Here is a 25,835-nt window from a genome sequence, read left to right on the forward strand (position 1 = left end):
GCTTGACGCGCATTCAGGATGCATACGGGGAGTGAGCGGGCGCACGCGTGCGACTATCCGGAATTGCATGGGTCATAGTCAGGGATAACGGCGCAATGGGGACATGAGGATGACTCGATGTTTTCGCAGCGAGTCGGTTGGCATATGTCCAGGGCGAAATCTTGCACCGCTGTTTCATTGCATACTCGCGAGTAACAGGGTGAATTTTCCTCTTGGTTCCCCCTGTTCCTCTAAGGTGACTGGCGTGAACAGGCGGGGTCGGGGAAGTCGTGTCTCCGGCGCCGGTTTACCGCCGGTATTCGAACGGGTACGGTGTCGCCGCTCCGTGTGGCCGGAAACGCATGCGGGGGTTGGTGGGGGATAGTGCGACAGCCGTCGGGAACGGCCGGCAGGCAATGTCCGGAGACGGACGACGAGCATTCCGTGGAAAAAGGTGAGAACAGGTGGGGGACGCCGTGACCAACCCTTTCGATGACGAGTCGGGGCGGTTCGTGCCGCTGGTGAACGAGGAGGGCCAGTACTCGCTCTGGCCCTCGCATCTCGACATCCCGGGCGGCTGGCGGGCCGACGGCCCGGAAGGATCGCGTCAGGACTGTCTCGATGCGATCGAACGGTCCTGGAGCGACATGAGGCCTGCCAGCCTGGTCAGGGCCATGGCGGCCGACGCCGGATAGGTGCACGTCCGGGGCGGCGAGGGCGCCGCCCCGGGGCGGGCGATGCCTTGGTGGTCAAACTTAATCAACTTCGCTCTCGTTCTGATCGAAATTGATCACGTTGCGCCAATTACCTGTCTTCAGCACGCGTGTTGATACCCCGTCATGCGTGTTGTTCACGCGTTATTCATCCATCAGCGGCAGGCCTACCGCCGGTCTGCCCTCGACACGTGAAGCCGCGCATGTCTCATTCCGGGTTCCCGCGACCCGGTGCGAGCCCCCGAGGGAGCCCGAGGGGGTATCGGCGGGACAGTTCCGCCCTCGTGTCGGCCGACCGCGCACTGCGGCCGGCGCATAGGTGTGGCCGGTTTTCGACCCGCCTTGTTCGTCGTCCCCGAAATCTCTCCCCAAAGGTGTCGCCGGCATGCAGGAAAATCACACCCCCTCGTCGAATGCGGAGCCCCTGGAGTTCTTCGGGCTGACCGCGGCCCAGCAAGGCGTCTGGTACGGGCAGTTGGTCGATCCGGGCAGTCCCAAATACAACATCGGTGAATGCTTCGAGATTCAAGGAGACCTCGACGAGGGCTTGTTCGCCGCCGCACTCGGCCGTGCGGTCACTCTGTGCGACAGCCTCAACCTCGAGTTCGTCACCACAGGGGAATCGGTTCGTCAGCGGGTCGTCCAGCGCTCCGGAGCCGGACAACCCGACCGGCTCCGCGTGGTCGACGTGTCCGGCGCCGCCGACCCCGCCACCGCGGCCGAGCGCTACATGACGGACGACATGGCGACCGTCGACAGACTCGACGCCCCGCACCACCACTTCGCACTTCTGCGCCTCGGTCAGCGGCTGCGCTACTGGTACATCCGCTACCACCACATCGCCGTCGACGGCCTCGGTGGTGCCGTCTTCGCCCGCACCGTCGCCGACCTCTACGCACGGGCGGTGCGCGGCGAGGACCTCACGGCGGCCGAGCTTCCCGCAGCCCCGCTGCGCGACCTCATAGCCGACGAGGCCGCCTACGACGGCTCGGCACGCCAGGAGGCCGACCGTGCCTACTGGACCGGGAAGTTCGCCGACCTGACCGCCGGGGGGCCGGCGGGTGCCCCCGGTGAGGCGGACGCGCGCGGCGGCACGTCGCTCATCCCCAGGCGGACCGACACCCCGGAGCCGGACGAACCCACCGCGGCCGACACCCGGCTGCACGACGGGGAGACCCTGCCCGTCGCCGTCCTGGACGGCCTGCGGGAGCTCGCGTCCGCAGGCCGCACCAGCTGGACCGCCGTCCTCGTCAGTGCGGTGGCCGCCTATGTGGGCCGGGTCACCGGGTCGCAGGACGTGCGCGTGGGAATCGCCTCCAACGGCCGTCACGGGGGGCTGCGGCACGTCGTCGGGATGACCGCCAACATCCTGCCGCTCCGGCTGACCATCACCCAGGACACCACGGTCGGCGCCCTCGTGCGCGCCGTCGCCGACGAGATGCGAGGAGCCCTGCGCCACCGCCGCTTCTCCCGCGAACAACTGGCCCGCGAACTGAACATGGTCGACGGTGCGGCGCGCCTGACCGACGTCGTCGTCAACATCATGGGCTACGACTACGATCTCGACTTCGGCGGCAGCCCCGCCAGGTCCCGCGTGCTGTCCATCGGTCCCGTCGACGACGTCTCGTTCTTCCTCTCCGAACGGTCCGAGGGCAGCGGGCCGCTGATCGGCTTCGACACCGACGCGCAGCTGTACCGCCCCGAGGACGTCGGGCTGCACCAGCGGGCCGTCGTCTCCTTCCTGTCGGCCCTGTCCGGCGCGGCCTCCGACACGCTCCTCCGCGACCTGCCGTTCCTCGACGACGAGGAGGCCGAGGCGCTGCTCCTGAGCGGGCGCGGCGCCGGACTCCCGGCGCGGGCCGTGGAGCCGAGCCTGACCGAGGTCTTCAGCGGGTGGGCACGCAGGACACCGGACGCCCCGGCGGTCGTCGACGGCACCGTCACCCTCACCTACGGGGAGGTGGCCCGCGCGGCCGAGGATTTGTCACGCGCCCTGGCCGGCTGGGGGATCGGCCCCGAGGACGGCGTCGGCGTCCTCATGGGCCGCACGGCGGCCGTCGTCCCGGCCACGCTCGGCCCGGTCGCGGCGGGCGCCGCCTACGTACCGATGGACGCGGCCTGGCCGCCCGAACGGCTCGACCGCGTCGCGGACATCGCCCGGGTCCGCGCTCTGGTGGTCGACGAGGCCACCGCCGGACAGCCCTGGGTGGCGGAGGCGGCCTCCGTCCTGCCGGTCGTCGTCGTCGACCCGCTCGGCGGCATCGTGCGCGGCGCTCCGCCGCGCACGGGACAGCCACCGCGCGCGGTCCACGCCGGCCGGCTGGCCTACGTCATGTTCACCTCCGGTTCCACCGGCCTGCCCAAGGGCGTCGGCGTCACCCATGCCGATGTTCTCGCGCTGGCGGCCGACACCACCTGGGCGGACGGGGTCTCCGACGCCGTCCTGCTGCACTCGGCCCCCGTCTTCGACGCGTCGACCTTCGAGATCTGGGTGCCCCTCCTCAACGGCGGCCGTGTGGTCGTCGCACCCGGCGGCGTCCTGGAGGCGCGGACCCTCCGGGAGATGACCGGCCGTCACGGGGTGACGGCCCTGTTCCTCACGACGGCCCTCTTCAACCTGGCGGCAGAGACGGACCCGGCGGCCTTCTCCGGGCTCCGTCTGGTCGCCGCCGGGGGCGAGGCCGCCTCGTCCACCCTGATGCAGCGGGTGGCCGCCGCCTCGCCGGACACCCGTGTCCTGCACGTCTACGGCCCCACGGAGACGACGACGTTCGCCACCCGCCATCCGGTGGCGGCCGGCACGGCAGGCGTGCCGCCCATCGGCCGGGCCCTGGACGGGGTGCGCCTGTACGTGCTCGACGGCGCCCTCGCCCTGGTCCCGCCCGGCGTCGTGGGCGAGCTGTACGTCGCGGGCCACGGTGTCGCCCGCGGCTACCAGGGCCGCCCCGCCTCGACCGCCGCCCGCTTCGTCGCCGACCCGTACGACGTCTCCGGCGGCCGCATGTACCGCACCGGCGACCTGGTGCGCTGGACCGCCGGGGGCGACATCGAGTACGTCGGGCGCGTGGACGGCCAGGTCAAGCTCCGCGGGTTCCGCATCGAACCCGCCGAGATCGAGAACGTCCTGCTCACCGACGACGGCGTGCGCGCCGCCTGCGTCCTGGTCCGCGAGGACACCCCCGGGGACCGGAGGCTCGTCGCGTACGTCGTGCCCGCCTCCGGCACCGCGCCGGACGGCTCCGCCCTGGCCCGGCGTGTCGGGAACGCCCTTCCCGCCTACATGGTGCCCTCCGCGTTCGTCGCCCTCGACGCGCTGCCCCTCAACACCAACGGCAAGGTCGACCGCCGCGCCCTGCCCGCGCCCCCTGCCTCCGTCACCGCGGGCCGAGCCCCGCGCACCGCCTACGAAGAGGTCCTGGCCGGGCTGTTCGCCGACGTGCTGGGCGTGGACGCCATCGGCGTCGACGACAGCTTCTTCGCGCTGGGCGGCCACTCCCTGCTCGCCACCCGCCTCACCGGACGGGTGCGGGCGGCCCTGGGCGCCGAACTGACCCTGCGCACCCTCTTCGACCACCCCACCGTCGCCTCCCTCGCGGCCGTCCTCGACACCGCCGCGCCGGCCCGGCCCGCACTCATCCCGCAGCTGCGGCCCGAGGCGGTCCCGCTCTCCTTCGCCCAGCAGCGCCTCTGGTTCCTCAACCAGGCCGAGGGCGCGGGCGACACCTACTCCGTCCCGCTCGTCCTCGAACTCGACGGGCCCCTGGACACGGAAGCCCTGGGCGGGGCCCTGGCCGATGTCGTCGCCCGGCACGAGAGCCTGCGCACCGTCTTCGCCGAACACGACGGTGCGGCCCACCAGGTGGTCCTCGGCGCGGACGCCGCCGCAGCACTCGTCCCGCTGCCCGTCGAGTCCGCACCCCCCGGCCAGGAGGTCACGGCCTGGGCCGAGGCGACGGCTCGCCGCCTCGCCGCTGTTCCCTTCGATCTCAGCGGTGACACGGCGGTCCGCGCCCGGCTGCTCCGCCTGGGCCGCACCCGACACGTCCTCGTCCTCGTCCTCCACCACGTCGTCGCCGACGGCTGGTCGCTCGCCCCGCTCTGCCGTGACCTCGGCGCGGCCTACCGGGCCAGGCTCGCGGGCGGGGCCGCGCCCGACTGGCCCGCATTGCCCGTCCAGTACGCCGACTACACGCTCTGGCAGCGCCGGCTGCTCGGTGACGAGGAGGACCCGGACGGGCCGGCCGCACGCCAGCTCACCTTCTGGCGCGAGGCGCTGCGAGGCGCCCCCGGCCTGCTCGATCTGCCCCTCGACCGGCCACGGCCGGCCGTGGCCGGCCATCGGGGGGACACCGTCCCCTTCGACCTGCCGGCGCCCGCGCACACCGCGCTCGTACGGCTGGCGCGTGAGACGGGCTGCACCCCGTTCATGGTGCTCCAGGCCGGTCTGGCCGTGACGCTGCGGGCGCACGGCGCGGGCAGCGACATCCCGCTGGGCACCGCCGTCGCCGGACGCACCGACGACGCCCTGGAGGACCTGGTCGGGTTCTTCGTCAACACCGTCGTCCTGCGCACGGACGTCTCCGGCGACCCGACCTTCCGCGAACTCCTCGACCGGGTGAAGGAGTCCGGCATCGCCGCCCTCAGCCACGGCGACCTCCCGTTCGAACGGATCGTGGAAGCGCTCAACCCCGAGCGGTCGGCCGACCACCACCCGCTGTTCCAGACCATGCTGGTCCTCCAGAGCCAGGAGCCGGCGGCGCTCGACCTGCCCGGCGTCACCGTCCACGACCGGTCCCGGCACACCGGCGTCAGCAAATTCGACCTGACGTTCTCGCTCACCGAGGTCACCGGCCCCGGCGCGTCCGCCGGGCCGGGGACCGCCACGGAGGCGACCGGGCACGCCGATCCCGCGGGCGACGCCCCCGCAGGCATCGGCGGCTACCTGGAGTACGCCACCGACCTCTTCGACGCCGCCACCGCCCGTGCCCTGTGCGGCCGCTTCGCACACCTCCTGAGCCAGGCGGTGACCGACCCCGACCGTCCCATCGGCGAACTCGACCCGCTCCAGCCGGGCGAGCGCCGACGGCTCCTCGCCCGGGGCCGCGGTCCGGAGCGGATCCACCCCGCCCCCACCGCCCCCGAAGCGGTCCGGGAGTGGGCGTCACGCACCCCCCACGCGGTCGCCGTCCGGGACGCGCACACGCATCTCACCTACGCCGAGCTCGACGCCCGTGCCGACGCCCTCGCCCAGCTCCTGCGCGAGCGGGGCGCGGGCCGTGAACAACGGGTGGCCCTCGCCGTGCCGCCGTCGGTGGACACCGTCGTCGCCATGCTCGCCGTCCTGCGGGCGGGCGCCGCCTACCTGCCGGTCGACCCGCAGTACCCGCCGGCCCGCATCCTGCACATGATCGAGGACGCCCGGCCCGTCCTGCTGCTCACCACCACGGACGTCCGACGGGACCTGCCCGCCTGCGACCTGCCCTGGCTCACCCTCGACGATCCGTCCGTCCGTGCCGCGGGCGGCGTGCCCGCTCCGGGCACGCCCCACCCGGCGGATCCCGCGTACGTCATCCACACCTCCGGCTCCACCGGCCGCCCCAAGGGCGTGGTGGTCCCGCACGCCGCCCTGGCCGGTCACATGGCCTGGATGGCGCGGTACCTCGGCATCACCCCGCAGGACCGGGTCCTGGCCCGTACCTCCACCAGCTTCGACGCCTCCGTGTGGGAGCTGTGGCTGCCCCTGATGAACGGAGCCGAAGTCTGCGTGCTGCCGGCCGACGCCAACCAGGATGCGCGCGCCCTCGTGTCCTGGATGAACCGGTACGGCGTGACGCTCGCCCAGTTCGTCCCGTCGCACCTGGCCCTCGTCCTCGCCGAGGCGGCGAAGGCCGCCCCGCTGCCTGCCCTGCGCGCCGTCCTGTGCGGCGGTGAACCGCTGCCGCGCACCCTCGCCGCCGACGTCGCCGGCGTGTGGGGGACCGAGGTCCACAACCTCTACGGGCCTACCGAGGCGACCATCGACGCGACCGCCCACCGGGCCGCTCGCGGGGACGCCGGGACGCCGTCCGAGACCGTCCCGATCGGCCGTGCCGTCGACACCATGCGCGCCTACGTGCTCGACGGGAGGCTGCGTCCCGTTCCGCCCGGCGTCACCGGCGAGCTGTACCTGTCGGGCCCCCACCTCGCCCGTGGCTACCTGGAGCGCAGGGGGCTCACCGCCGCACGGTTCGTCGCCGACCCGTTCGACGCCACCGGCGCCCGCATGTACCGGACGGGCGACCTCGTGCGAGTGGACCGGGACGGTCTGCTCGACTACGTGGCGCGCGCCGACGACCAGGTCAAACTCCGCGGTTTCCGCATCGAGCTGGGCGAGGTCGAGGCCGCCCTCCTGGCACGGCCCGGTGTCACGGCCGCGTGCGCCGTGATCCGCGAGGACATACCCGGCCGGCCCCACCTCGTCTGCTACGCCGTCGCCGGTGAACCGGCCCCCCGCGCCGCCGCCCTGCGCGACGAGCTCGCGGAGACCCTGCCGCACTACATGGTGCCCGGTGCCGTCGTCGTCCTGGACGACCTCCCGCTCCTGCCCAACGGCAAGACCGACCGCCGCGCCCTGCCGGAACCCGGCCCCGGGGCCGGCGCACCCGCCGGGCGGGGCGGCAGCACCTTCCAGGAGGACCTGCTCGCCGGCATCTTCGCCGACGTCCTGGACCGGCCCCGGGTCGGCCCGCACGACAGCTTCTTCGACCTGGGCGGGCACTCGCTCCTCGCCATGCGCGTCGTCAGCCGCATCCGCGCCGTCCTCGGCGCCGAGACCGGCGTGCGCACCCTCTTCGAGCACCCGACCGTGGCGGAACTGGCCCGCGTCCTCGACACCCGTCGCGGCGCGCGCCCACCGGTGGTGCCCGCGGTACGGCGCCCCGACCGGCTGCCGCTGTCCTTCGCGCAGCAGCGTCTGTGGTTCCTCAACCGGCTGGAGGGCCCGAGCTCCGCCTACAACATCCCGCTCGTCCTCGAACTGGAGGGCGTACCGGACGTCGACGCCCTCCGGGCCGCCCTGCGCGACGTGGTCGGACGGCACGAGGCGCTCCGCACCCTCTTCCCCGAACAGGACGGTGTGCCCTACCAGTCGGTCCTCCCCGTCGACGCCGCCGCGCCCCTCCTCCCTCTCGTGACCACAGCCCCCGCCGACCTGGAGGCGAGCGTCCTGGCCGCCGTGTGCGAGCCGTTCGACGTCGTCACGGATCCGCCGCTCCGCGCGTCGCTGCTGCGCTCCGCACCCGGCCACCACGTCCTGGTGCTGGTCCTGCACCACATCGCGGGCGACGGCTGGTCGCTCGCCCCGCTCGCCCGCGACCTCGGCGAGGCCTACCGGGCGCGCACCGGGGGCGCGGAGCCCTCCTGGGCGGAACTGGACGTCCAGTACGCCGACTACACCCTGTGGCAGCACACGGCCCTGGGGGACGGCGCGGAGCCGGAGAGCGCGCTGCGGCAGCAGCTCGACCACTGGCACACGGCGCTCGCCGGGCTGCCCGGCCTGACCGACCTGCCGCTGGACCGGCCACGCCCGGTCACGACCGACCCGCGAGGCGCCGTCCACACCTTCGAGGTGCCGGCGTCCCTGCACTCCCGGCTGCTGGACCTGGCACGCGAATCGGGCAGCAGCCTCTTCATGGTGCTCCAGGCGGCCGTGGCCACTCTCCTGCACCGTCACGGGGCGGGTGACGACATCCCGCTCGGCTCCCCGGTCGCCGGCCGCTCGGACGAGGCCCTGGAGGACCTGGTCGGCTTCTTCGTCAACACGCTCGTCCTGCGCACGGACCTCTCCGGCAATCCCTCCTTCCGTGAACTTCTCGTACGCGTACGGGAGTTCGACCTCTCGGCCTACGGGAACCAGGATGTGCCCTTCGAGCGCCTCGTCGAGAGCCTCAACCCCGTCCGGGCCCGCAACCACCACCCGCTGTTCCAGACCATGCTGGTCCTGCAGAACCAGGCGACGGCCCGTGCCGACCTTCCCGGCCTGACCGTCGAGGACCGGCTCGTCCACAACGGCCTCAGCAAGTTCGACCTCACCTTCGCCTTCACCGAGGAGCAGGCCGGGGGCGGGCTCGACGCCGGGATCGAGTACGCCACCGCTCTCTTCGACCGCACCACCGTCGAGACCCTGGCCGCCCGTCTCGTCCGCCTCCTGGAGCAGGTCGCCGACGACCCGGGCCTGCCCGTCGCGGGCTACGGCCTGATGACACCCGAGGAGCGGACCGGCGTCCACCGCTGGGGCACCGGCCGGGCCCTGCCCGCCGGTTCCGGGTCCGCCACCCTGCCCGTTCTCTTCGCGGCCCAGGCCCTCCGCACCCCGGACGCGGTGGCCGTCACCGGCGACGGCACCACCCTCACCTACGCCGAACTGGACCGCCTGTCCGGCGAGCTGGCCGGCGCCCTGGCCGGCCTCGGCCTCGCCCCCGAAGACGGGGTCGGCGTGCTGATCGGCCGCTCGCCGGCCCTGGTGCCGGTGTCCCTCGGAGCGGTCCGTGCGGCCGGCGCCTACGTCCCGCTGGACGCCCGCTGGCCCGAGGAACGGCTCGAACAGGTCGCCGGGGCCGCGTCGGTACGGGTCCTCGTCGTCGACGAGGACGCCTTCGCCTCCCCCTGGGTGACCGCGACCGCCCGCCGGACACCGGTCGTGACGGTCGACCGGAGCGGCCGGATCCTGCGGGGAGCACCCGAGCGGCCCGGCGCGCCCGCCGCCGTACCCGGCCCCGCCGCCCTCGCCTACGTGATGTCCACGTCCGGCTCCACCGGCCTCCCCAAGGGTGTCGGCGTCACGCACGCCGACGTCGTCGCACTGGCGGCGGACTCCGCCTGGGACGACGGGGCCGCCGACGCCGTCCTCATGCACTCGGCGTACGTCTTCGACGCCTCCACCTTCGAGATCTGGGCCCCGCTGCTGCGCGGAGGCCGCATCGTCGTCGCGCCGGAGGGGGTCCTGGAGGCCCGGGTCCTCGGCGACGCCGTCCAGGAGCACGGGGTGACCGCCGTCTTCATGACCACGGCTCTGTTCAACGTGATCGCGGAGACCGGTCCGGGCGCGTTCTCCGGCCTCCGCCTCGTGTGCGCCGGAGGGGAACTGGCCTCCCCGGACGCCATGCAGCGGGTGGCCGGCACCGCGCCCGGCGTACGCGTCCTCCATGTCTACGGCCCCACCGAGACGACCACGTTCGCCACCCGCTACTCCGTGACGCCCGGCCTGCCCCCGGGCCCGCCGCCCATCGGGCGCGCCCTGGACGGGATGCGCCTGTACGTCCTCGACAACGCGCTGGGACCCGTTCCGCCGGGCGTCGTGGGGGAGCTGTATCTCGCCGGACGCGGTGTGGCACGCGGATACACGGGACTTCCGGGCCTGACCGCCACACGCTTCGTGGCCGATCCGTACGACCCGGCGGGCGGGCGCATGTACCGCACCGGCGACCTCGTGCGCTGGACCGGCGACGGCCAGATCGCGTACGTCTCCCGCGCCGACGGCCAGGTGAAACTGCGCGGCTACCGCATCGAACCGGGCGAGATCGAATCCGTGCTGGCCTGCCTCGACGGCGTCGCCGACTCCTTCGTCGTCGTACGCGAGGACGTCCCCGGCGACCGGCGGCTCGTCGCGTACGTGGTCCCCGGGCCCGGCGCGCGCCCCGACGCGGGCGAGCTCGCCCGGGCGGTCGGCCGGTCCCTGCCCGCCTACATGGTGCCCTCCGCCTTCGTCACGCTCGACGCGCTGCCGCTGACGGTCAACGGCAAGGTCGACCGCCGGGCCCTGCCCGCACCCGGCCTTCACGCTCCGGACCGGGGGCGAGCCGCGCGCACCGCCCGCGAGGAGATCCTCTGCGCGGTCTTCGCCGACGTGCTCGGCCTGGACGGCGCCGGGGTCGACGACGACTTCTTCGCGCTGGGCGGCCACTCCCTGCTCGCCACCCGGCTCGCCGCCCGGATCCGTACCGCGCTCGCCGTGGAGGTCCAGGTCAAGGCGGTCTTCGAGCACCCCACCCCGGCCGCGCTCGCCGCCGCGCTGGACGGTGCGGAAGGGGCCAGGAGACCCCTGGAGCGGGCCCCGGCCCGCCCCGTGCCGCTGCCGCTGTCCTTCGCACAGCAGCGCCTCTGGTTCCTCGGCCGGCTCGAAGGGCCCGGCGCCACCTACAACGTGCCCCTCCTGCTCCGCCTCGAGGGACCGCTCGACGTGGACGCCCTGGAGAGCGCCCTCGCGGACGTCGTCGACCGCCACGAGAGCCTGCGCACCGTCTTCCCCGACACCGACGGCGTGGCGCGCCAGGTCGTCCTCGGTGCCGAGGACGCCGACCTCGACCTCACGCCGTACGACGCCGAACCGGGGCGCCTCGACGCGGTCCTGGCCGCCGAGGTGGCGCACCCCTTCGACGTGAGCACCGAACTCCCCGTGCGCGCACGGCTGGTGCGCACCGGTCCGGAGAGCCACGTCCTGGTGCTCGTCCTGCACCACATCGCGGGCGACGGCTGGTCGCTCGCGCCGCTCGCCCGCGACCTCGGCCAGGCCTACCGGGCACGGACCGAGGGCGTGGAGCCCCCCTGGACGGAACTCGGCGTCCAGTACGCCGACTACACGCTGTGGCAGCGGGCGCTCCTCGGCGACGAGGACGACCCGTCCAGCCAGGCGGCCCGTCAGCTCGACTTCTGGCGCACCGCGCTGGCCGGCGCCCCCGGCCTGCTCGCCCTGCCCCACGACAAGCCCCGCCCCGGCGTCACGGCGTACCGCGGGGACGCGTTCGGCTTCCCCGTCGACGCGGAGACCCACCGGGCCCTGACGGACCTCACGCGGGCCCGCGGGTGCAGCCTGTTCATGGTGCTCCAGGCGGCCCTCGCGGTGCTCCTCTCCCGCCACGGCGCCGGCGACGACATCCCGCTGGGCACCGCGGTCGCGGGGCGCACCGACGAAGCCCTCGACGACCTGGTGGGCTTCTTCGTCAACACCCTCGTCCTGCGGACCGACCTGACCGGGGATCCCACCTTCGGCGAGGTCGTCGACCGCGTCCGGGAGTTCGACCTGGCCGCCTACGCGCACCAGGACGTGCCCTTCGAGCGGCTCGTGGACGCGCTCGGCCCCGTCCGCGCCCAGGACCACCACCCGCTCTTCCAGACGATGCTCGTGCTCCAGAACCAGGCGGACGCCGCCGTCGACCTGCCCGGTCTCACGGTGACGGAAGAACACGTGCACACCGGGATCAGCAAGTTCGACCTCACCTTCACCTTCACCGAGCGGCGCGACGCCACGGGTGGTCCGGCCGGCCTCGACGGCGTCCTGGAGTTCTCCACCGACCTCTTCGAACCGGACACCGCCCGGACCCTGGCGGCCCGGCTGACCCGTCTGCTCGCCTCGCTCGCCGCCGACCCCGGCCAGCGGGTCCACGCCGCCGACGTCCTGGACGCGGCCGAGCGGCGCAGCCTCGACCGTGCCGCGCACGGCCCGGTCCGGCCCGTCCCGGCGCGCACGGCTCCCGAGGCGTTCCGCGCGCAGTGCTCCCGGACCCCCGGGGCGACTGCCGTGCACGACGGCGCGCACACCCTCACCTTCGCCGCGCTCGACACGCTCTCGGACGACCTGGCGCACCACCTGCACGGCCGGGGCATAGGCGGGGGCGACCTCGTCGCCCTCGCTCTGGAAGGCGCCGCGGACCAGGCCGTGGCGATGCTGGCGGTGGCCAAGGCGGGCGCCGCCTACCTCCCCGTCGACCTGGAGTACCCCGCGGCGCGCATCGCGTACATGCTCGACGACGCGCGCCCCGCGCTCCTCCTCACCCATGGCACGGCCCGTGCCGCGCGGCTCGCGCCGTCCGTCCCGTGCCTCCCGATCGACGACCGGGCCGCCTGGGCCACCGGCGGCACCCCGCCCGCCGACGCGGCGCCGGACCCCCGCGACGCGGCGTACGTCATCTACACCTCGGGCTCCACCGGACGGCCCAAGGGCGTCGTCGTGACCCACCGCTCCCTGACGAACCACATGGCGTGGATGGCGGACCACCTGGGCCTCACCGACGACGACCGCGTCCTCGCCCGCACCTCGCCGAGCTTCGACGCCTCGGTCTGGGAGACCTGGCTGCCCCTCCTGCACGGCGGTGCGACCTGCCCCGTGCCCCAGTCCGCCAACCACGACCCCGCCGGGCTGCTGGCCCGGATGCGCGAAGCGGGCGTCACCGTCGCGCAGTTCGTGCCCGCGCACCTCTCGCTCGTCCTCACCGAGACCCGCGCCGACGAGGCACCGGAGGCCCTGCGGGCCGTCCTCTGCGGCGGTGAGCCCCTGCCCCGCTCCCTGGCGGAGCGCGTCGGGGACGCCTGGCGGGTCGAGGTGCACAACCTGTACGGGCCCACCGAGGCCACCGTCGACGCGACCGCCCACCACCACCGGCCGGGTGACGGGGAGAGCGCCGAGGGGGAGGGGAGCGTGCCGCTCGGCCGCCCCGTCGACAACACCCGCGCCTACGTCCTGGACGCCGGTCTCCGGCCGGTCCCGGCGGGCGTCACCGGTGAGCTGTACCTCGCGGGGGACGGACTGGCGCGCGGCTACCTCGGACGCCCCGGTCTGACGGCCGGCCGGTTCACCGCCGATCCGTCCGGGCCTCCCGGCAGCCGCATGTACCGCACCGGCGACCTCGTGCGACGGGACGCCGACGGCCTGCTCACCTACGTCTCCCGCGCCGACGACCAGGTCAAGCTCCACGGCTTCCGTATCGAACTCGGGGAGATCGAGGCGGCGCTCACCGCTCTCGACGGGATCGCCGCCGCCTGCGCCCTCGTCCGCGAGGACCGCCCGGGCGAGCGGCGCCTGGTCGCCTACACCGTCCCCGGCCCGCAGGACGGAGCCCCGGCTCCCGACGACGGCGAGATACGGGCCCGCCTGGCCTCGGCGCTGCCGCCGTACATGGTGCCCGCCGTGCTCGTCACCCTCGACGCGCTGCCGCTGACACCGAACGGCAAGACCGACCGCCGCGCCCTGCCCGCCCCGGAGCGCCCTGCCGCCACCCGGCCGGGCGGGGAGCCGCGCACCCCGCAGGAACGCCTCGTACGCGACGTGTTCGCCTCGGTGCTGCGCGCCCCCGTCGTGCGCACCGACGACGACTTCTTCGCCCTCGGCGGTGACAGCATCCTCTCCATCCAGCTGGTCAGCCGGGTCCGCGAGGCCGGACTCGGCGTCACCCCGCGCGACGTCTTCGTCCACCGCACGCCCGAGGCCATCGCTGCCGCCGCCACCCCGCTCGACCGGGACGTCGCCCCGCAGGCGGGGCAGGGCACGGGGGAGATGCCGCCGACCCCCATCGCCGCGTGGTTCCTGGAGCGTACCGGCGCCACGGACGGCTACAACCAGTCCGGGGTGCTGCGCACACCGGCGGGGGCCGACGAGGACTCGCTGGTCGCCGCACTCCAACTCCTCCTCGACCACCACGACATGCTCCGCCTGCGCGTCATCCGCCCGGAGGACGGCGGACCCGTCCTCGAAGCCCTGCCTCCCGGCACCGTGCCGGCGCGCCGGCGCTTCACCCGGATCGACGTCGCCGGTCTCGGCGCCGACGAGGTGCGCGCCGCGGTCACCGAGGCCGGCGAGGAGGCCCGCAGACGGCTGCGTCCCGCGCAGGGCGACGTCGTCGAGGCCGTCTGGTGCGACGCCGGCCCGCACGCCCCCGGGCGGCTGCTGCTCGTCGTGCACCACCTCGCCGTCGACGCGGTCTCCTGGCGCGTCCTCGCCGACGACCTGGCCGCCGCCTGGCGGGCCGTCACCGCTCCTGCGGCCTCCGGCGGGAAAGCCCCCGCCCTGTCCGCCGTCACCACGTCCTACCGGGACTGGGCACGGCTCCTGTCCGAGCAGGCGACGGAGGCCGCGCGTGAGGCCGAACTCCCGTTGTGGGAGGCGGTGTCGAGGACACCGGACCCGCAGCTGGGCTACCGGCTCCTCGACCCGCACCTGGACACCGCGGACCGGACGCGCACCCTGACCACGCACCTGCCCGCGGACCGGACGGAACCGTTGCTCACCACGGTCCCCGCGGCCTTCCACGCCGGGGTGGACGACGTCCTGCTCACGGCGCTCGCCCTCGCCGTCTGCTCCTGGCGCGCGGAACGCGCCGCCGCGTTCGGCGGACCCCCGCCGGGCCACACCGGGGTCCTCCTCGACCTGGAGGGCCACGGCCGTGAGCAGCTCGCGGACCACATCGACCTGACCCGCACGGTCGGCTGGTTCACCAGCCTGTACCCCGTACGGATCGACCCCGGCCCCGTCGACGCGCGCCATCCCCGCGTCTTCGGCCCCGAGCTGGTCGAGCGTGCCCTCAAGCGCGTGAAGGAGCAGCTGCGGGCCGTCCCCGACCACGGTGTCGGCTACGGGATGCTGCGGCACCTCAACCCCGCCACCCGGCCCCGGCTCGCCGGTACCCCGGAGCCGCAGATCGGCTTCAACTACCTCGGACGGTACGCGGCTTCGCCGGAGGGGGAGGGCGCCGACTGGGACGTGGTGCTCGACGGCGGCGGGCCGCGCAGCCAGGACCCGGACATGCCCGTCCACCACGTCCTCGACATCAACGCGCACACCGAGGACCTCCCGGACGGGCCACGCCTGGTGACCCGCTGGACCTGGCCCAGCGACCTCCTCAAGGAGGAGGACGTGGAGGCGCTGTCCGACGCCTTCACCCGGGCCCTCGGCGCCATCGCCGAGCACACCGGACAGCCGGGCTCGGGCGGCTGGACGCCCTCCGACCTTCCCCTGGTCTCGCTCGACCAGGCCCAGATCGACCGACTTCAGACCATGTGGGGTGGACGCAAGTGACAGGGTTCCAGCTGGAGGACGTACTGCCGCTGACGCCGTTGCAGTCAGGCATGCTCTTCCACGCGCTGTACGACTCCCGTGCCGTGGACGTCTACACCGCGCAGTTCGTCTTCGACCTCGAGGGGACCGTCGACGTCCCCGCGCTGGAGGCCGCCGTCGCCGGCCTGCTGCGGAGGCACGCCAACCTGCGGGTCGGCTTCCTCCACGAGGGCCTGGACGAGCCCGTGCAGGCCGTCGCCGCGCACGTCCCGGTGCCGCTGGAGGAGCTGGACCTGACCGGGGCGCAGGGCACGCGCACGGCGGAGGAGCGGCTCACCGCGTTCCTCGCCGCCGACCGGACCCGCCGCTTCGACCTCACCGCTCCGCCGCTGATGCGCTTCACCCTGGTGCACACCGCGCCGCTGCGTCACCGGCTGGTCATGACGAGCCATCACATCCTGCTCGACGGCTGGTCGATGCCCCTGCTCGTGCGGGAGCTCTTCGAGCTGTACGCACGCCGCGGGGACGACACCGCCCTGCCGCGCGTCGCCCCCTACCGCACCTACCTCGCCTGGCTGGCCCAGCAGGACCGCGGGGCCGCTCTGGACGCCTGGCGCACCGCCCTGGCCGGGATCGAGGCGCCGACCCGGCTCACCGGGCACGGCGGCCCGCAGGTGCCGGACTCCGGCGAGCTGCCCGGAACCCTCGTCCTCACCCTGGACGAGGCCACCACGCACAGGCTGCGCGAGACGGCCCGCGCCCACCGCCTCACCCTCAACACCCTGGTCCAGGGCGCCTGGGGACTGCTCCTCACCCGGCTCACGGGGCGCCCCGACGCCGTGTTCGGGACGACCGTGTCCGGCCGTCCGCCCGAGATCCCCGGCATCGAGTCGATGGTCGGCCTCTTCATCAACACCGTGCCGGTACGGGTCCGCCCGGAGCCCGGCGACACCCTGTCCGCGTTCCTGACCCGGCTCCAGGAGGAGCAGGGCCGGCTCCTCGGCAGCCAGTACGTGGGCCTGACCGAGATACGCGACGTCACCGGACTCGACGAACTCTTCGACACACTCCTCGTGTTCGAGAACTACCCCCTGGACGCCGAGGCCCTGCGCACCGCGCAGCAGGGGCTGCCGGGGCTCGCCGTCACGGGGTTCAGCGGGTCGGACGCGGCCCACTACCCGCTCACCCTCACCGTCGCCCCGGGTGACACCCTGAGGATCACCTTCGGTTACCGGGCGGCGGTCCTCGGCCGCGACGAGGTGACCCGTACCGCCGCCCGCATGCAGTGTCTGCTGACCGCGATGGCGGAGGGGCTCGACCGCGGGGCCGATGCCCTCCCCGTCCTCCTGGACGGGGAACACGACGCGCTGATCGCTCAGGGCGCCGGAGCCGGACTCGCCCGCCCCGCCACCGAGGTGAGCGTGCCGGACGCCGTCGCCCTGCATGCCGCACGTCACCCGGACGACGTGGCGGTGACCGGTGAGCGCGACGTCCTGACGTACCGCCAGCTGAACGATGCGGCGGCGGAGTCGGCGGGAGCCCTGGCCGGTCTGGGAGTGGGCGCCGAGGACGGTGTCGGCATCCTCGTGGGACGCTCGGCAGCGCTGGTCACCACCTCGCTGGCCGTCCTGCGCGCCGGAGGCGCCTATGTGCCTCTCGACCCGGACTGGCCCGTCGAACGCCTGGCCCGCGTCACCGAGGTGATCACCCCGCGCGTCCTGATCGTCGACGAGTCGACCAGCACACACCCCTGGGTGCGCCGGCTCGGCCCCGATGTGCCCGTGGTGTGCGTCGACGGCGCCGGACGGGTCCGCAAGGGCGGCCCCGACGCCCCCGGAGTCCCCGCCCCCGTCCCGGGCGGGGACCGGCTCGCGTACGTGATGTTCACGTCCGGCTCCACCGGCCTGCCCAAGGGCGTCGGCGTCACCCACGCCGACATCACCGCGCTCGCCGCCGACCGCACCTGGGAGGGCGGCGCCGTCGACGCCGTCCTCATGCACTCGGCGTACGTCTTCGACGCCTCCACCTTCGAGATCTGGGCCCCCCTCCTCAACGGCGGCCGCGTGGTCGTCGCCCCCGAGGGCACCCTCCAGCCCGCCACGCTCCGCGACCTCGTGGCCCGGCACGGTGTGACGGGGGCGTTCCTGACGACTGCCCTCTTCAACGTCTTCGCCGAGACCGACCCCGGTGCCCTCGGACAGCTGCGCCTGGCCGCCACCGGAGGCGAGGCCGCCGCGCCCGGCGTGCTCCAGCGCCTGGCCGTCGACCACCCGGACACCGCGTTCCTGCACGTCTACGGCCCGACGGAGACCACCACCTTCGCCACCCGCCGCCGCATCCTGCCCGACGACACCCCCGACGGCGTCCCCGCCATCGGGCGGCCGCTCGACGGCGTGCGCGCCTACGTCCTGGACGGATCACTGCGGCCCGTACCGCCCGGCGCCGAGGGCGAACTGTACGTCGCGGGCCCCGGAGTGGCGCGTGGCTACCTGGGGCGCCCGGGCCTCACCGCGACCCGGTTCGTCGCCGACCCCTTCGCGGGCGACGGGGCCCGCATGTACCGCACCGGAGACCTCGTGCGCCGGAGCGCCGAGGGCACCCTGCACCACGTGGCCAGGGCCGACCAGCAGATCAAGCTCCGCGGTCACCGCATCGAACCCGCCGAGATCGAGGCGGTGCTCCGCGCCGAACCGTCCGTGCGCGCCGCCTGCGTGCTGGTCCGGGAGGACCTGCCCGGTGAACGCACCCTCACCGCGTACGTCGTCCCCGCCGCCGGGCACACCCCCGACCCCGACCTGCTCGCGGCCCACGTGGGCCGCCACCTGCCCGCCTACATGGTGCCGGCCGTCGTCCAGCCCCTCGACACGCTGCCGCTCACCCCCAACGGGAAGCTCGACCGGGCGGCCCTCCCCGCGCCCGCCGCCCCGCCGGCCGCCGTGCACCGGCTGCCGCGCAACGCGTACGAGGAGATCCTCGCCGGGCTGTTCGCGGAGGTGCTCGGCGTGGCCCGCGTCGGTGTCGACGACAGCTTCTTCGCGCTCGGCGGCCACTCCCTCACCGCCACCCGGCTGGCAGGCCGGGTCCGGGCCGCCCTGGGCACCGAGACCGAGATCCGCACCCTCTTCGAGAACCCCACCGTCGCGACACTGGCCGCCGCCCTGGCGCACGCGGACCGTGCCGCCCGCCCCGCGCTCGTCCCGCAGGAACGCCCCGCCGCGCTCCCGCTGTCCTACGCCCAGCAGCGGCTCTGGTTCCTCCACCGGCTGGAGGGCCCCTCCGCCACCTACAACATCCCCTTCGTCGTACGCCTGGACGGGCCGCTCGACACCGAGGCCCTGCGCAAGGCGCTCCACGACGTCGTCGTACGGCACGCCGCCCTGCGCACCGTCTTCCCCGAGCACGACGGAGGCCCGGTCCAGCACATCATCGGTGCGGACGACGTCGACCTCCCGCTCGCCGTCGAATGCGTCGCCGAGGACCGGCTCGCCGACCGGATCGCCGAGGCCGCGACCGCGCCCCTGGACATCGAACGCCGTCCCCCGGTCGAAGCGACCCTGCTGCGCCTGGCCGACGACGCACACGTCCTGGCCCTCGTCGTCCACCACATCGCCGCCGACGGCTCGTCGCTGGCACCGCTCGCCCACGACCTCGGCGCCGCCTACCGCGCCCGTACGCGCGCCGAGGCCCCCGTGTGGGCCGGACGCCCCGTCGACTACGCCGACCACACCCTCTGGCAGCGCCGCCTGCTGGGTGACGAGCACGACCCGGAGAGCCTGGTGTCGCAGCAGCTCGCCCACTGGAGGAAGGCGCTGGACGGGCTGCCGCAGATGGTCGACCTGCCGTGGGACCGGCAGCGGCCCGCCGTGCCCCGGCACCTCGGCGCCACCCACGACTTCGCACTCGACGCCGACACCGCACGGCGGATCACCACACTCGCCCGTGAGCGGGGGTGCAGCGTCTTCATGGTGCTCCAGGCCGCCCTGTCACTCCTGCTCTCCCGCCACGGCGCCGGCGACGACATCCCCCTGGGCACGGCCGTCGCCGGACGCACCGACGAAGCCGCCTCGGACATCGTCGGCCTCTTCGTGAACACGCTCGTGCTCCGCACGGACCTCTCCGGAGACCCGACCTTCCTCGAACTACTCGACCGGGTGAAGGAGTTCGACCTCTCCGCCTACGCACACCAGGACGTGCCCTTCGAGCGCCTGGTGGAACTCCTCAACCCCCCGCGCTCGCAGAACCACCATCCGCTCTTCCAGACGATGCTCGTCCTCCAGAACCACACCCCCGCCGCACCCCTGGACCTCCCCGGCCTCACCGCCCGGGGAGTACCGCTCGACCCCGGGGTCGCCAAGTTCGACCTGTCGTTCACCTTCACCGAGACGTACGACGACAGCGGCACGCCCGCCGGCATGGGAGCCGCCCTCGACTACGCGACGGAACTCTTCGACCCGGCCACGGTCCGCGCCCTCGCCGACCGGCTCGTCCGCCTCCTCGGCGAGGTCACGGCCGACCCCGGCCGCCCCCTGCGCGCCTACGACGTCCTCACTTCCGGCGAGCGCACCCTCCTTGCCGAACGGGGCACCGGGCCCGCCCGGGACCTGCCCGGTGGGACGGTCCCCGCGCTCTTCGCGACATGGGCACGGCGTACCCCGGACGCCCCCGCGGTCCGTGACGCCGACACGACACTCACCTACGCCGAACTCGACGCCCGCGCCGACGCCCTCGCCCACCACCTCACGGCGATGGGCATCGGCCCCGAGGACCGGGTGGCCGTCGCCCTGCCCCGCACCCACGACCTCGTCGTGACCCTCCTCGGCGTCCTCAAGGCGGGGGCGGCGTACGTGCCGCTCGATCCGGACTACCCGGCCCGGCGCCTGTCCTACATGCTCGACGACGCCCGGCCGCGCCTGCTGCTCACGACGCCCGCCGTCCACCGCCGCCTGCCGGTGTCCCCGGTGCCCCACCTTCACGTCGGCGACCTCGGGGCCGTCCCGGCGGCCCCGAGGGCCCGGCCCGCCCCCGCACTTCGCCCGGCGAACCCGGCGTACGTCATCTACACGTCCGGCTCCACCGGCCGCCCCAAGGGCGTCGTGGTCACCCACCAGGGCGTCGGCGCCATGGTCAGGACCCAGACCGAGCGGCTGCGCGTCGCCCCGGGCAGCCACGTCCTGCACATGGCCTCCGTCAGCTTCGACGCGGCGTTCTGGGAGCTGTGCATGGGGCTGCTCTCGGGGGCCTGCCTGGAGATCGACGAACGGGACGCCCTGCTCCCCGGCCCCGCCCTCGCGGCCCTGGTCGAGGAACGGGGCGTCACCCACCTCACCCTGCCGCCCGCGGTCCTCGCGGTGATGCCGCAGGACTCCCTGCCCGCCGGGACGACGATGGTCCTCGCCGGCGAGGCGTGCCCGCCCGGCCTCGTGCACGACTGGGCGGGGGACCGGTTCCTGGTCAACGCCTACGGCCCGACGGAGACCACCGTCTGCGCCACCATGAGCGGCTTCCAGCACGAGGACGGCCGGCTCGCCCCCGACCGCACCGTGCCCATCGGGGTCCCCGTCGACGGCACCCGGGTCCATGTCCTGGACCACCGGATGGAACCCGTGCCGCCCGGCGTCGTCGGCGAACTGTACGTGTCCGGAGCGGGTGTCGCCCGCGGCTACCACGGCCGGGCGGCCCTGACCGCGTCCCGCTTCGTGGCCGACCCCTTCGACCGCGCGGGCGGCCGGATGTACCGCACGGGGGATCTGGTGCGATGGACCGCGGACGGAGAGCTCGTCTACGTGTCCCGCGTCGACGGCCAGGTCAAGCTCCGCGGCTTCCGCATCGAACTCGGGGAGATCGAGGCCGCGCTGACCGCCCTGCCCGGCGTCGCGGCGGCCTGCGCCGTCGTCCGCGAGGACCGGCCCGGCGACCGCCGGCTCGTCGCGTACACGGTGCCCGCGGACGGCGCGACGGGCCCGTCCGAGGCCGAGGCGCGCTCCCACCTGGCCACGGTCCTGCCCGACCACATGGTTCCCGCAGCCTGCGTACGTCTCGACGCCCTGCCCCTCACGCCCAACGGCAAGACGGACCGGCGCGCCCTCCCCGCGCCCGACCACGGCGCACCGTCCGGAGGGCGCCCGCCCCGCACCGCTCGTGAACGCGCCCTCTGCGAGGTGTTCGCCCGGACCCTCGGCGTGCCCGAGGTCGGTGTCACGGACGACTTCTTCGCGCTCGGCGGCCACTCCCTGCTCGCCGTCACCCTGGCCCGCCGCATCGACGAACGCTGCGGCCGGCGGCTCAGCCTCCGGGCCCTGTTCGCCGCACCGACCGTCGAGGGCGTCGACCGCCTCCTGGGGCGCGCCGCCGGGGATGAGGACCCGGACCACCCCGTCACGCCCGATCTGGCGGCCGAGGTCGTACTGCCCGCGGACATCACGGGTGCGGGCCGCGCCGTCGCCGCCCCGGAGGGGCCGGCGGGCCGCAGAACCCTGCGCCCGGGCACCCGGCCCTTCCTGACCGGCGCTTCGGGCTTCCTCGGTGCCTTCCTCCTGCGCGATCTCATCGAGACCACCGACGGCCCCGTCGACTGCCTCGTACGGGCCGGGGACGAGCGGCGCGCGGCCCACCGGCTGCGGACCAACCTGGAGCACTACGGCCTCTGGCACCCCCGGTACGCCGCGCTGATCCACCCCGTCCCCGGCGACCTCGCCGCCCCCGGGCTGGGACTGTCCCCCGGGACCCGGGCCGCCCTGGCCCGCCGGCTGGGCCCCGTCCTGCACAACGGCGCGCACGTCAACTTCGCGGCCGGGTACGGAGACCTGCGCGCTCCCAACGTGGCCGGCACGGAGGAACTGCTGCGCCTCCTCGCCGACTCCGCCTCGCCCGGGATGCACTACGTCTCGACCACCGGCGTCTACGCCCCGGAGGGCGGGACGGGGAACGCCGCCCTCACGGAGGAGAGCCCGACGGGGCCGCCGTCCGGCCTTCCGGACGGGTACGCGCAGAGCAAGTGGGTCGCCGAAGGGCTGGTCGCGCTGGCCCGCGAGCGCGGTCTGCCCGTGACCGTCCACCGCCCCGGCCGCATCAGCGGCGACACCGTCACCGGTGCCTGCCAGGACCGCGATCTGCTGTGGCAGCTCATCAAGGGGTGCCTCCAGGCGGGAGCGGTGCCCGACCTGCCGTACGGGTCGACGGACTGGGTGCCCGTGGACCACGTCAGCGCGGCCGTCGTCGCGCTGGCCCTGACCGGGCGGGACGGCGTGGAGACGTACCACTTCACCAACCCGGACGCGCCCGGCCTGGAACGCGTCTTCGAGGTGGCGGGCCGGCTCGGGCACGACCTGCGCACCGTCCCCGCGTCCCGGTGGCAGGACCTCGTCGCGGGACAGCACGACAACGCCGCGCAGTTGTTCCTCGGCGAGACGGGGCGGCCCCGGACCGGCACGCACGACCGCCGCCGCTTCGACTCCCGGCGTACGGCGGAGGCCACCGCGGCTCTGGGAGTCCACCTGCCCCCGCTCACCGACGAGGTCGTGACCCGCTATCTGACGTACTTCCACGGGACGGGCTTCCTGCCGGCCCCGAGCGGGGCGCCGGCCGGGCGGTAACCCCGTGCGCCGGTCCTTCCGGGCGCGCCGTCAGGACTCCGCCGGGGTCCTGACGGCGACGGCCGGCGGGACGAAGTCCGCCGCGAGCTGCTCCGGGGTCCTGGGGCCCGTCGCCGTCGCCGCCAACAGCCCGTGAGCACGCAGGAGCTGAGTGGTCGCGACACCCCACGGCAGCCGGAGTCCGGCCTCCCGCAGCAGATCCGTGCGGGCCAGCGTCTCGGGCGCGGACCCGGCCCGGACACCGGACGGGGTGAGGAGCGCGACGTCGTCGGCCCACCGCAGCGCGAGGTCCACGTCGTGCGTGGCCATCACGACGGTGGTGCCACCACCGCGCAGGGTGCCGAGCGTGTCGAGCAGCCGCTCCTGACCGTCCGGATCGAGCCCGGCGGTCGGCTCGTCGAGGATCAGCACACGGGGACGCATCGCGACCGCGCCCGCGATGGCGGTCCGTTTGCGCTGCCCGTAGGAGAGGAGGTGGGTCGGCCGGTCCGCCAGAGCCGTGATGTCCAAGGCGGCGAGCGCCTCGTCCACCCGCGCTCGGACCTCCTCGGTGGACAGGCCGAGATTGAGCGGCCCGAACGACACGTCCTGGGAGACGGAGGCGGCGAACAACTGGTCGTCCGGGTCCTGCACCACCAGCTGGACCGTCGTACGCAGCCGGGTCAGCCCCTTCCGGTCGTACGTGACCGGACGGTCCTCGACGGTCAACCGCCCTTCCTTCGGACGCAGTCCACCGCTGAGGAGCCGCATCAGCGTCGTCTTGCCACTGCCGTTCCTGCCCAGCAGGGCGAGCGCGCGCCCTTCGCGCGCCTCGAAGTCGAGGCCGCTGAGCACGGCGGGACCGTCCTCGTACGCGAAGGACGCGCCCCGAAGGGCGAGCAGCACGGAATCGCTCATGACAGCGGCCTTTCCAGGGCGAAGGTCAGTGCGGTGAGGGCCGCGAGCAGCAGCGCACTCGCGGCCGTGAACCGGGCGGAGACACGCGCCTCGGGCACCAGGACGCGCAAGGTGCCGTCGTAGCCGCGCCCGGCCAGCCCCGACTGGAGCCGTGCCGCGCGGTCGAAGGCCCTGATGAAGGCGGTGGCTCCGAGCCCGGCCAGGGAACGCCAGGACGCCGCCCGGGTGGTGTGGCCGAGCCGGGCGGCCTGGGCCTCCCGGATCCGGCGCATCGAGTCGAGGAGCAGGAAGCTCATGCGGTAGGTCACCAGGGCGACGTCCACCACCGCAGCGGGCACCCCCGCCCCGACCAGCCGGGGCAGCAGGTCGGACATCGGTGTGGTGAAGGCGAACAGCAGGACACCGAGGGACGCGGCCGAGGTGCGCAGCAGCAGTTCCCCGGCACGGACCGGCCCGCCGTCGGCCAGACCGACGAGCCCCTCCGGCCCGCCGACCTGGACGAGGAGTGTCACCGCCCCGGTGACGCAGAAGCCCAGGGGCACCCGGTAGGCCCGCCACAGATGGCGGGCCGGCACGCCGGCCGGACCCAGGAGTACGCAGACCGCGGTGACGAGGACCAGGACGGCACCGGGCCACGGTGGCAGCGAGATCGCCAGCACCGTCAGCCCCAGTCCGAGCACGGCCTTGTCGACGGGGTGGCGGCGGCGCCAGCGACTGCTGTGCGCCGCCGCGTCGATCGGCAGCACGTGGGCTCAGGCCCCCCGCGCCGGTGACTCCCCGGTCCCGGCAGGGGCACCCCCGCCGTCCTGCGCTTCCCCCGCGCGCAGTTCGCCCTGACGGCGCCCGCGCCGCAGACCGAAGTAGTAGGCGAGGACGCCCGCGCCGAGCGCCGCCTGGAGCGCGAACAGCGCCGACTCGATCTCACCGGAGGGCGGTTCGTACAGCGGGGAGAACCAGGGTTCGTACCCGGGATCGATCTCGGTGATCGCCGTCTCCGCCTGGGCGTCCGCGCCCGCGAACGGCTCCTCCTTGTCGTCGCCGAGCCCGAGGACGAGCGGCAGGACGGCCAGGGCGGCCACGACGAGCAGCAGAAGGGCGTTGATCTTCGTGTTCTTGTTCATCGGGCCATCGCCTCGGTCTTCTCGTCCGTCGTGGTCCGGGCCCGCTTGCCGGCGAGGAACACGCCGAGCCGGGTCAGATCACCCTTGCTGGACTGCACGAGGAGCCGCATGACCAGCACGGTCAGGAGCCCTTCGCTCACCGCGAGCGGGATCTGGGTGACCGCGAAGATGGAACCGAACTTCCCCAGCGCGCCGAGGAACCCGGTGCCCGGGTCGGGGAAGGCGAGCGCGAGCTGGACACTGGTGACGCAGTAGGTGGACAGGTCGGCGACGAACGCGGCGAAGAAGACCGCGACCATCAACGGCACGTCGTACCGGCGCAGCAGCCGGTACACCGCGTAGCCGGCCCAGGGGCCCACGATCGCCATCGAGAAGACGTTGGCCCCGAGCGTGGTCAGCCCTCCGTGCGCGAGCAGCAGCGCCTGGAAGAGCAGTGTGATGGTGCCCAGCACCGCCATGATCGGCGGCCGGAACAGGATGGCGCCCAGCCCTGTGCCGGTGGGATGGGAGCAACTCCCCGTGACGGAAGGGATCTTCAGGGCGGATAGGACGAAGGTGAAGGCTCCGGAAGCGCCCAGGAGCAGGGTGCTCTCAGGGTTCTCCCGGACCTCACGTGTGAGTGACCGGACTCCGTGTACGACAAACGGCGCGGACGCGACGCCCCAGGCGATCGCGTGCGCCGGAGGCAGAAAACCCTCGGCTATGTGCATGGCTCAGCAGACCCTCTCCA

At 74.2% G+C, this 25,835-nt stretch carries 7 protein-coding genes; 3 read left to right on the top strand and 4 right to left on the bottom strand.

The window, feature by feature from the left end:
• Window positions 1-455: 455 nt before the first annotated feature.
• The 3 genes from ACFC51_RS35175 (at window position 456) to ACFC51_RS35185 (ending at window position 23,087) form a co-directional block, all read left to right on the top strand.
• A complete protein-coding gene (locus ACFC51_RS35175) occupies window positions 456-674 on the top strand; it encodes an MbtH family protein (RefSeq protein ID WP_376373723.1) in 219 nt (72 codons plus the stop codon).
• A 403-nt stretch (window positions 675-1,077) separates the two neighbouring features.
• Entirely contained in the window at window positions 1,078-15,516 is a 14,439-nt protein-coding gene (locus tag ACFC51_RS35180; RefSeq protein ID WP_376532806.1) for an amino acid adenylation domain-containing protein, read from the top strand.
• Entirely contained in the window at window positions 15,513-23,087 is a 7,575-nt protein-coding gene (locus tag ACFC51_RS35185) for an amino acid adenylation domain-containing protein (protein WP_376532808.1), read from the top strand. The genes ACFC51_RS35180 and ACFC51_RS35185 overlap by 4 nt, the downstream gene beginning before the upstream one ends.
• Before the next feature lie 30 nt (window positions 23,088-23,117).
• Here ACFC51_RS35185 and ACFC51_RS35190 read toward each other — a convergent pair whose 3' ends face one another.
• From ACFC51_RS35190 to ACFC51_RS35205, 4 genes are read right to left on the bottom strand one after another with little or no spacing between them, the layout of a single operon-like run.
• Window positions 23,118-23,984, bottom strand: coding sequence for an energy-coupling factor ABC transporter ATP-binding protein (locus ACFC51_RS35190; protein WP_376532810.1), 867 nt, complete (start codon window positions 23,982-23,984; stop codon window positions 23,118-23,120).
• Window positions 23,981-24,730 (bottom strand): cobalt ECF transporter T component CbiQ, encoded by a 750-nt coding sequence (gene cbiQ / locus ACFC51_RS35195; RefSeq protein WP_376532812.1) that lies wholly within the window; start codon window positions 24,728-24,730, stop codon window positions 23,981-23,983. The genes ACFC51_RS35190 and cbiQ overlap by 4 nt, the downstream gene beginning before the upstream one ends.
• A gap of 6 nt (window positions 24,731-24,736) precedes the next feature.
• Window positions 24,737-25,105, bottom strand: a complete 369-nt coding sequence (locus ACFC51_RS35200; RefSeq protein ID WP_376373709.1) for an energy-coupling factor ABC transporter substrate-binding protein — start codon at window positions 25,103-25,105, stop codon at window positions 24,737-24,739.
• Window positions 25,102-25,815, bottom strand: a complete 714-nt coding sequence (locus ACFC51_RS35205) for an energy-coupling factor ABC transporter permease (protein WP_376373707.1) — start codon at window positions 25,813-25,815, stop codon at window positions 25,102-25,104. Before ACFC51_RS35205 ends, ACFC51_RS35200 begins: the two co-directional genes overlap by 4 nt.
• Window positions 25,816-25,835: the final 20 nt, after the last annotated feature.

It is taken from the genome of Streptomyces sp. NPDC055962, assembly GCF_042270185.1.
Taxonomy (GTDB): domain Bacteria; phylum Actinomycetota; class Actinomycetes; order Streptomycetales; family Streptomycetaceae; genus Streptomyces.

Coding starts and splice junctions, on each gene's coding strand:
- ACFC51_RS35180 (WP_376532806.1), top strand. CDS start 1,078: ATGCAGGAAAATCACACCCCCTCGTCGAATGCGGAGCCCCTGGAGTTC.
- ACFC51_RS35190 (WP_376532810.1), bottom strand. CDS start 23,984: ATGAGCGATTCCGTGCTGCTCGCCCTTCGGGGCGCGTCCTTCGCGTAC.
- ACFC51_RS35200 (WP_376373709.1), bottom strand. CDS start 25,105: ATGAACAAGAACACGAAGATCAACGCCCTTCTGCTGCTCGTCGTGGCC.
- ACFC51_RS35205 (WP_376373707.1), bottom strand. CDS start 25,815: ATGCACATAGCCGAGGGTTTTCTGCCTCCGGCGCACGCGATCGCCTGG.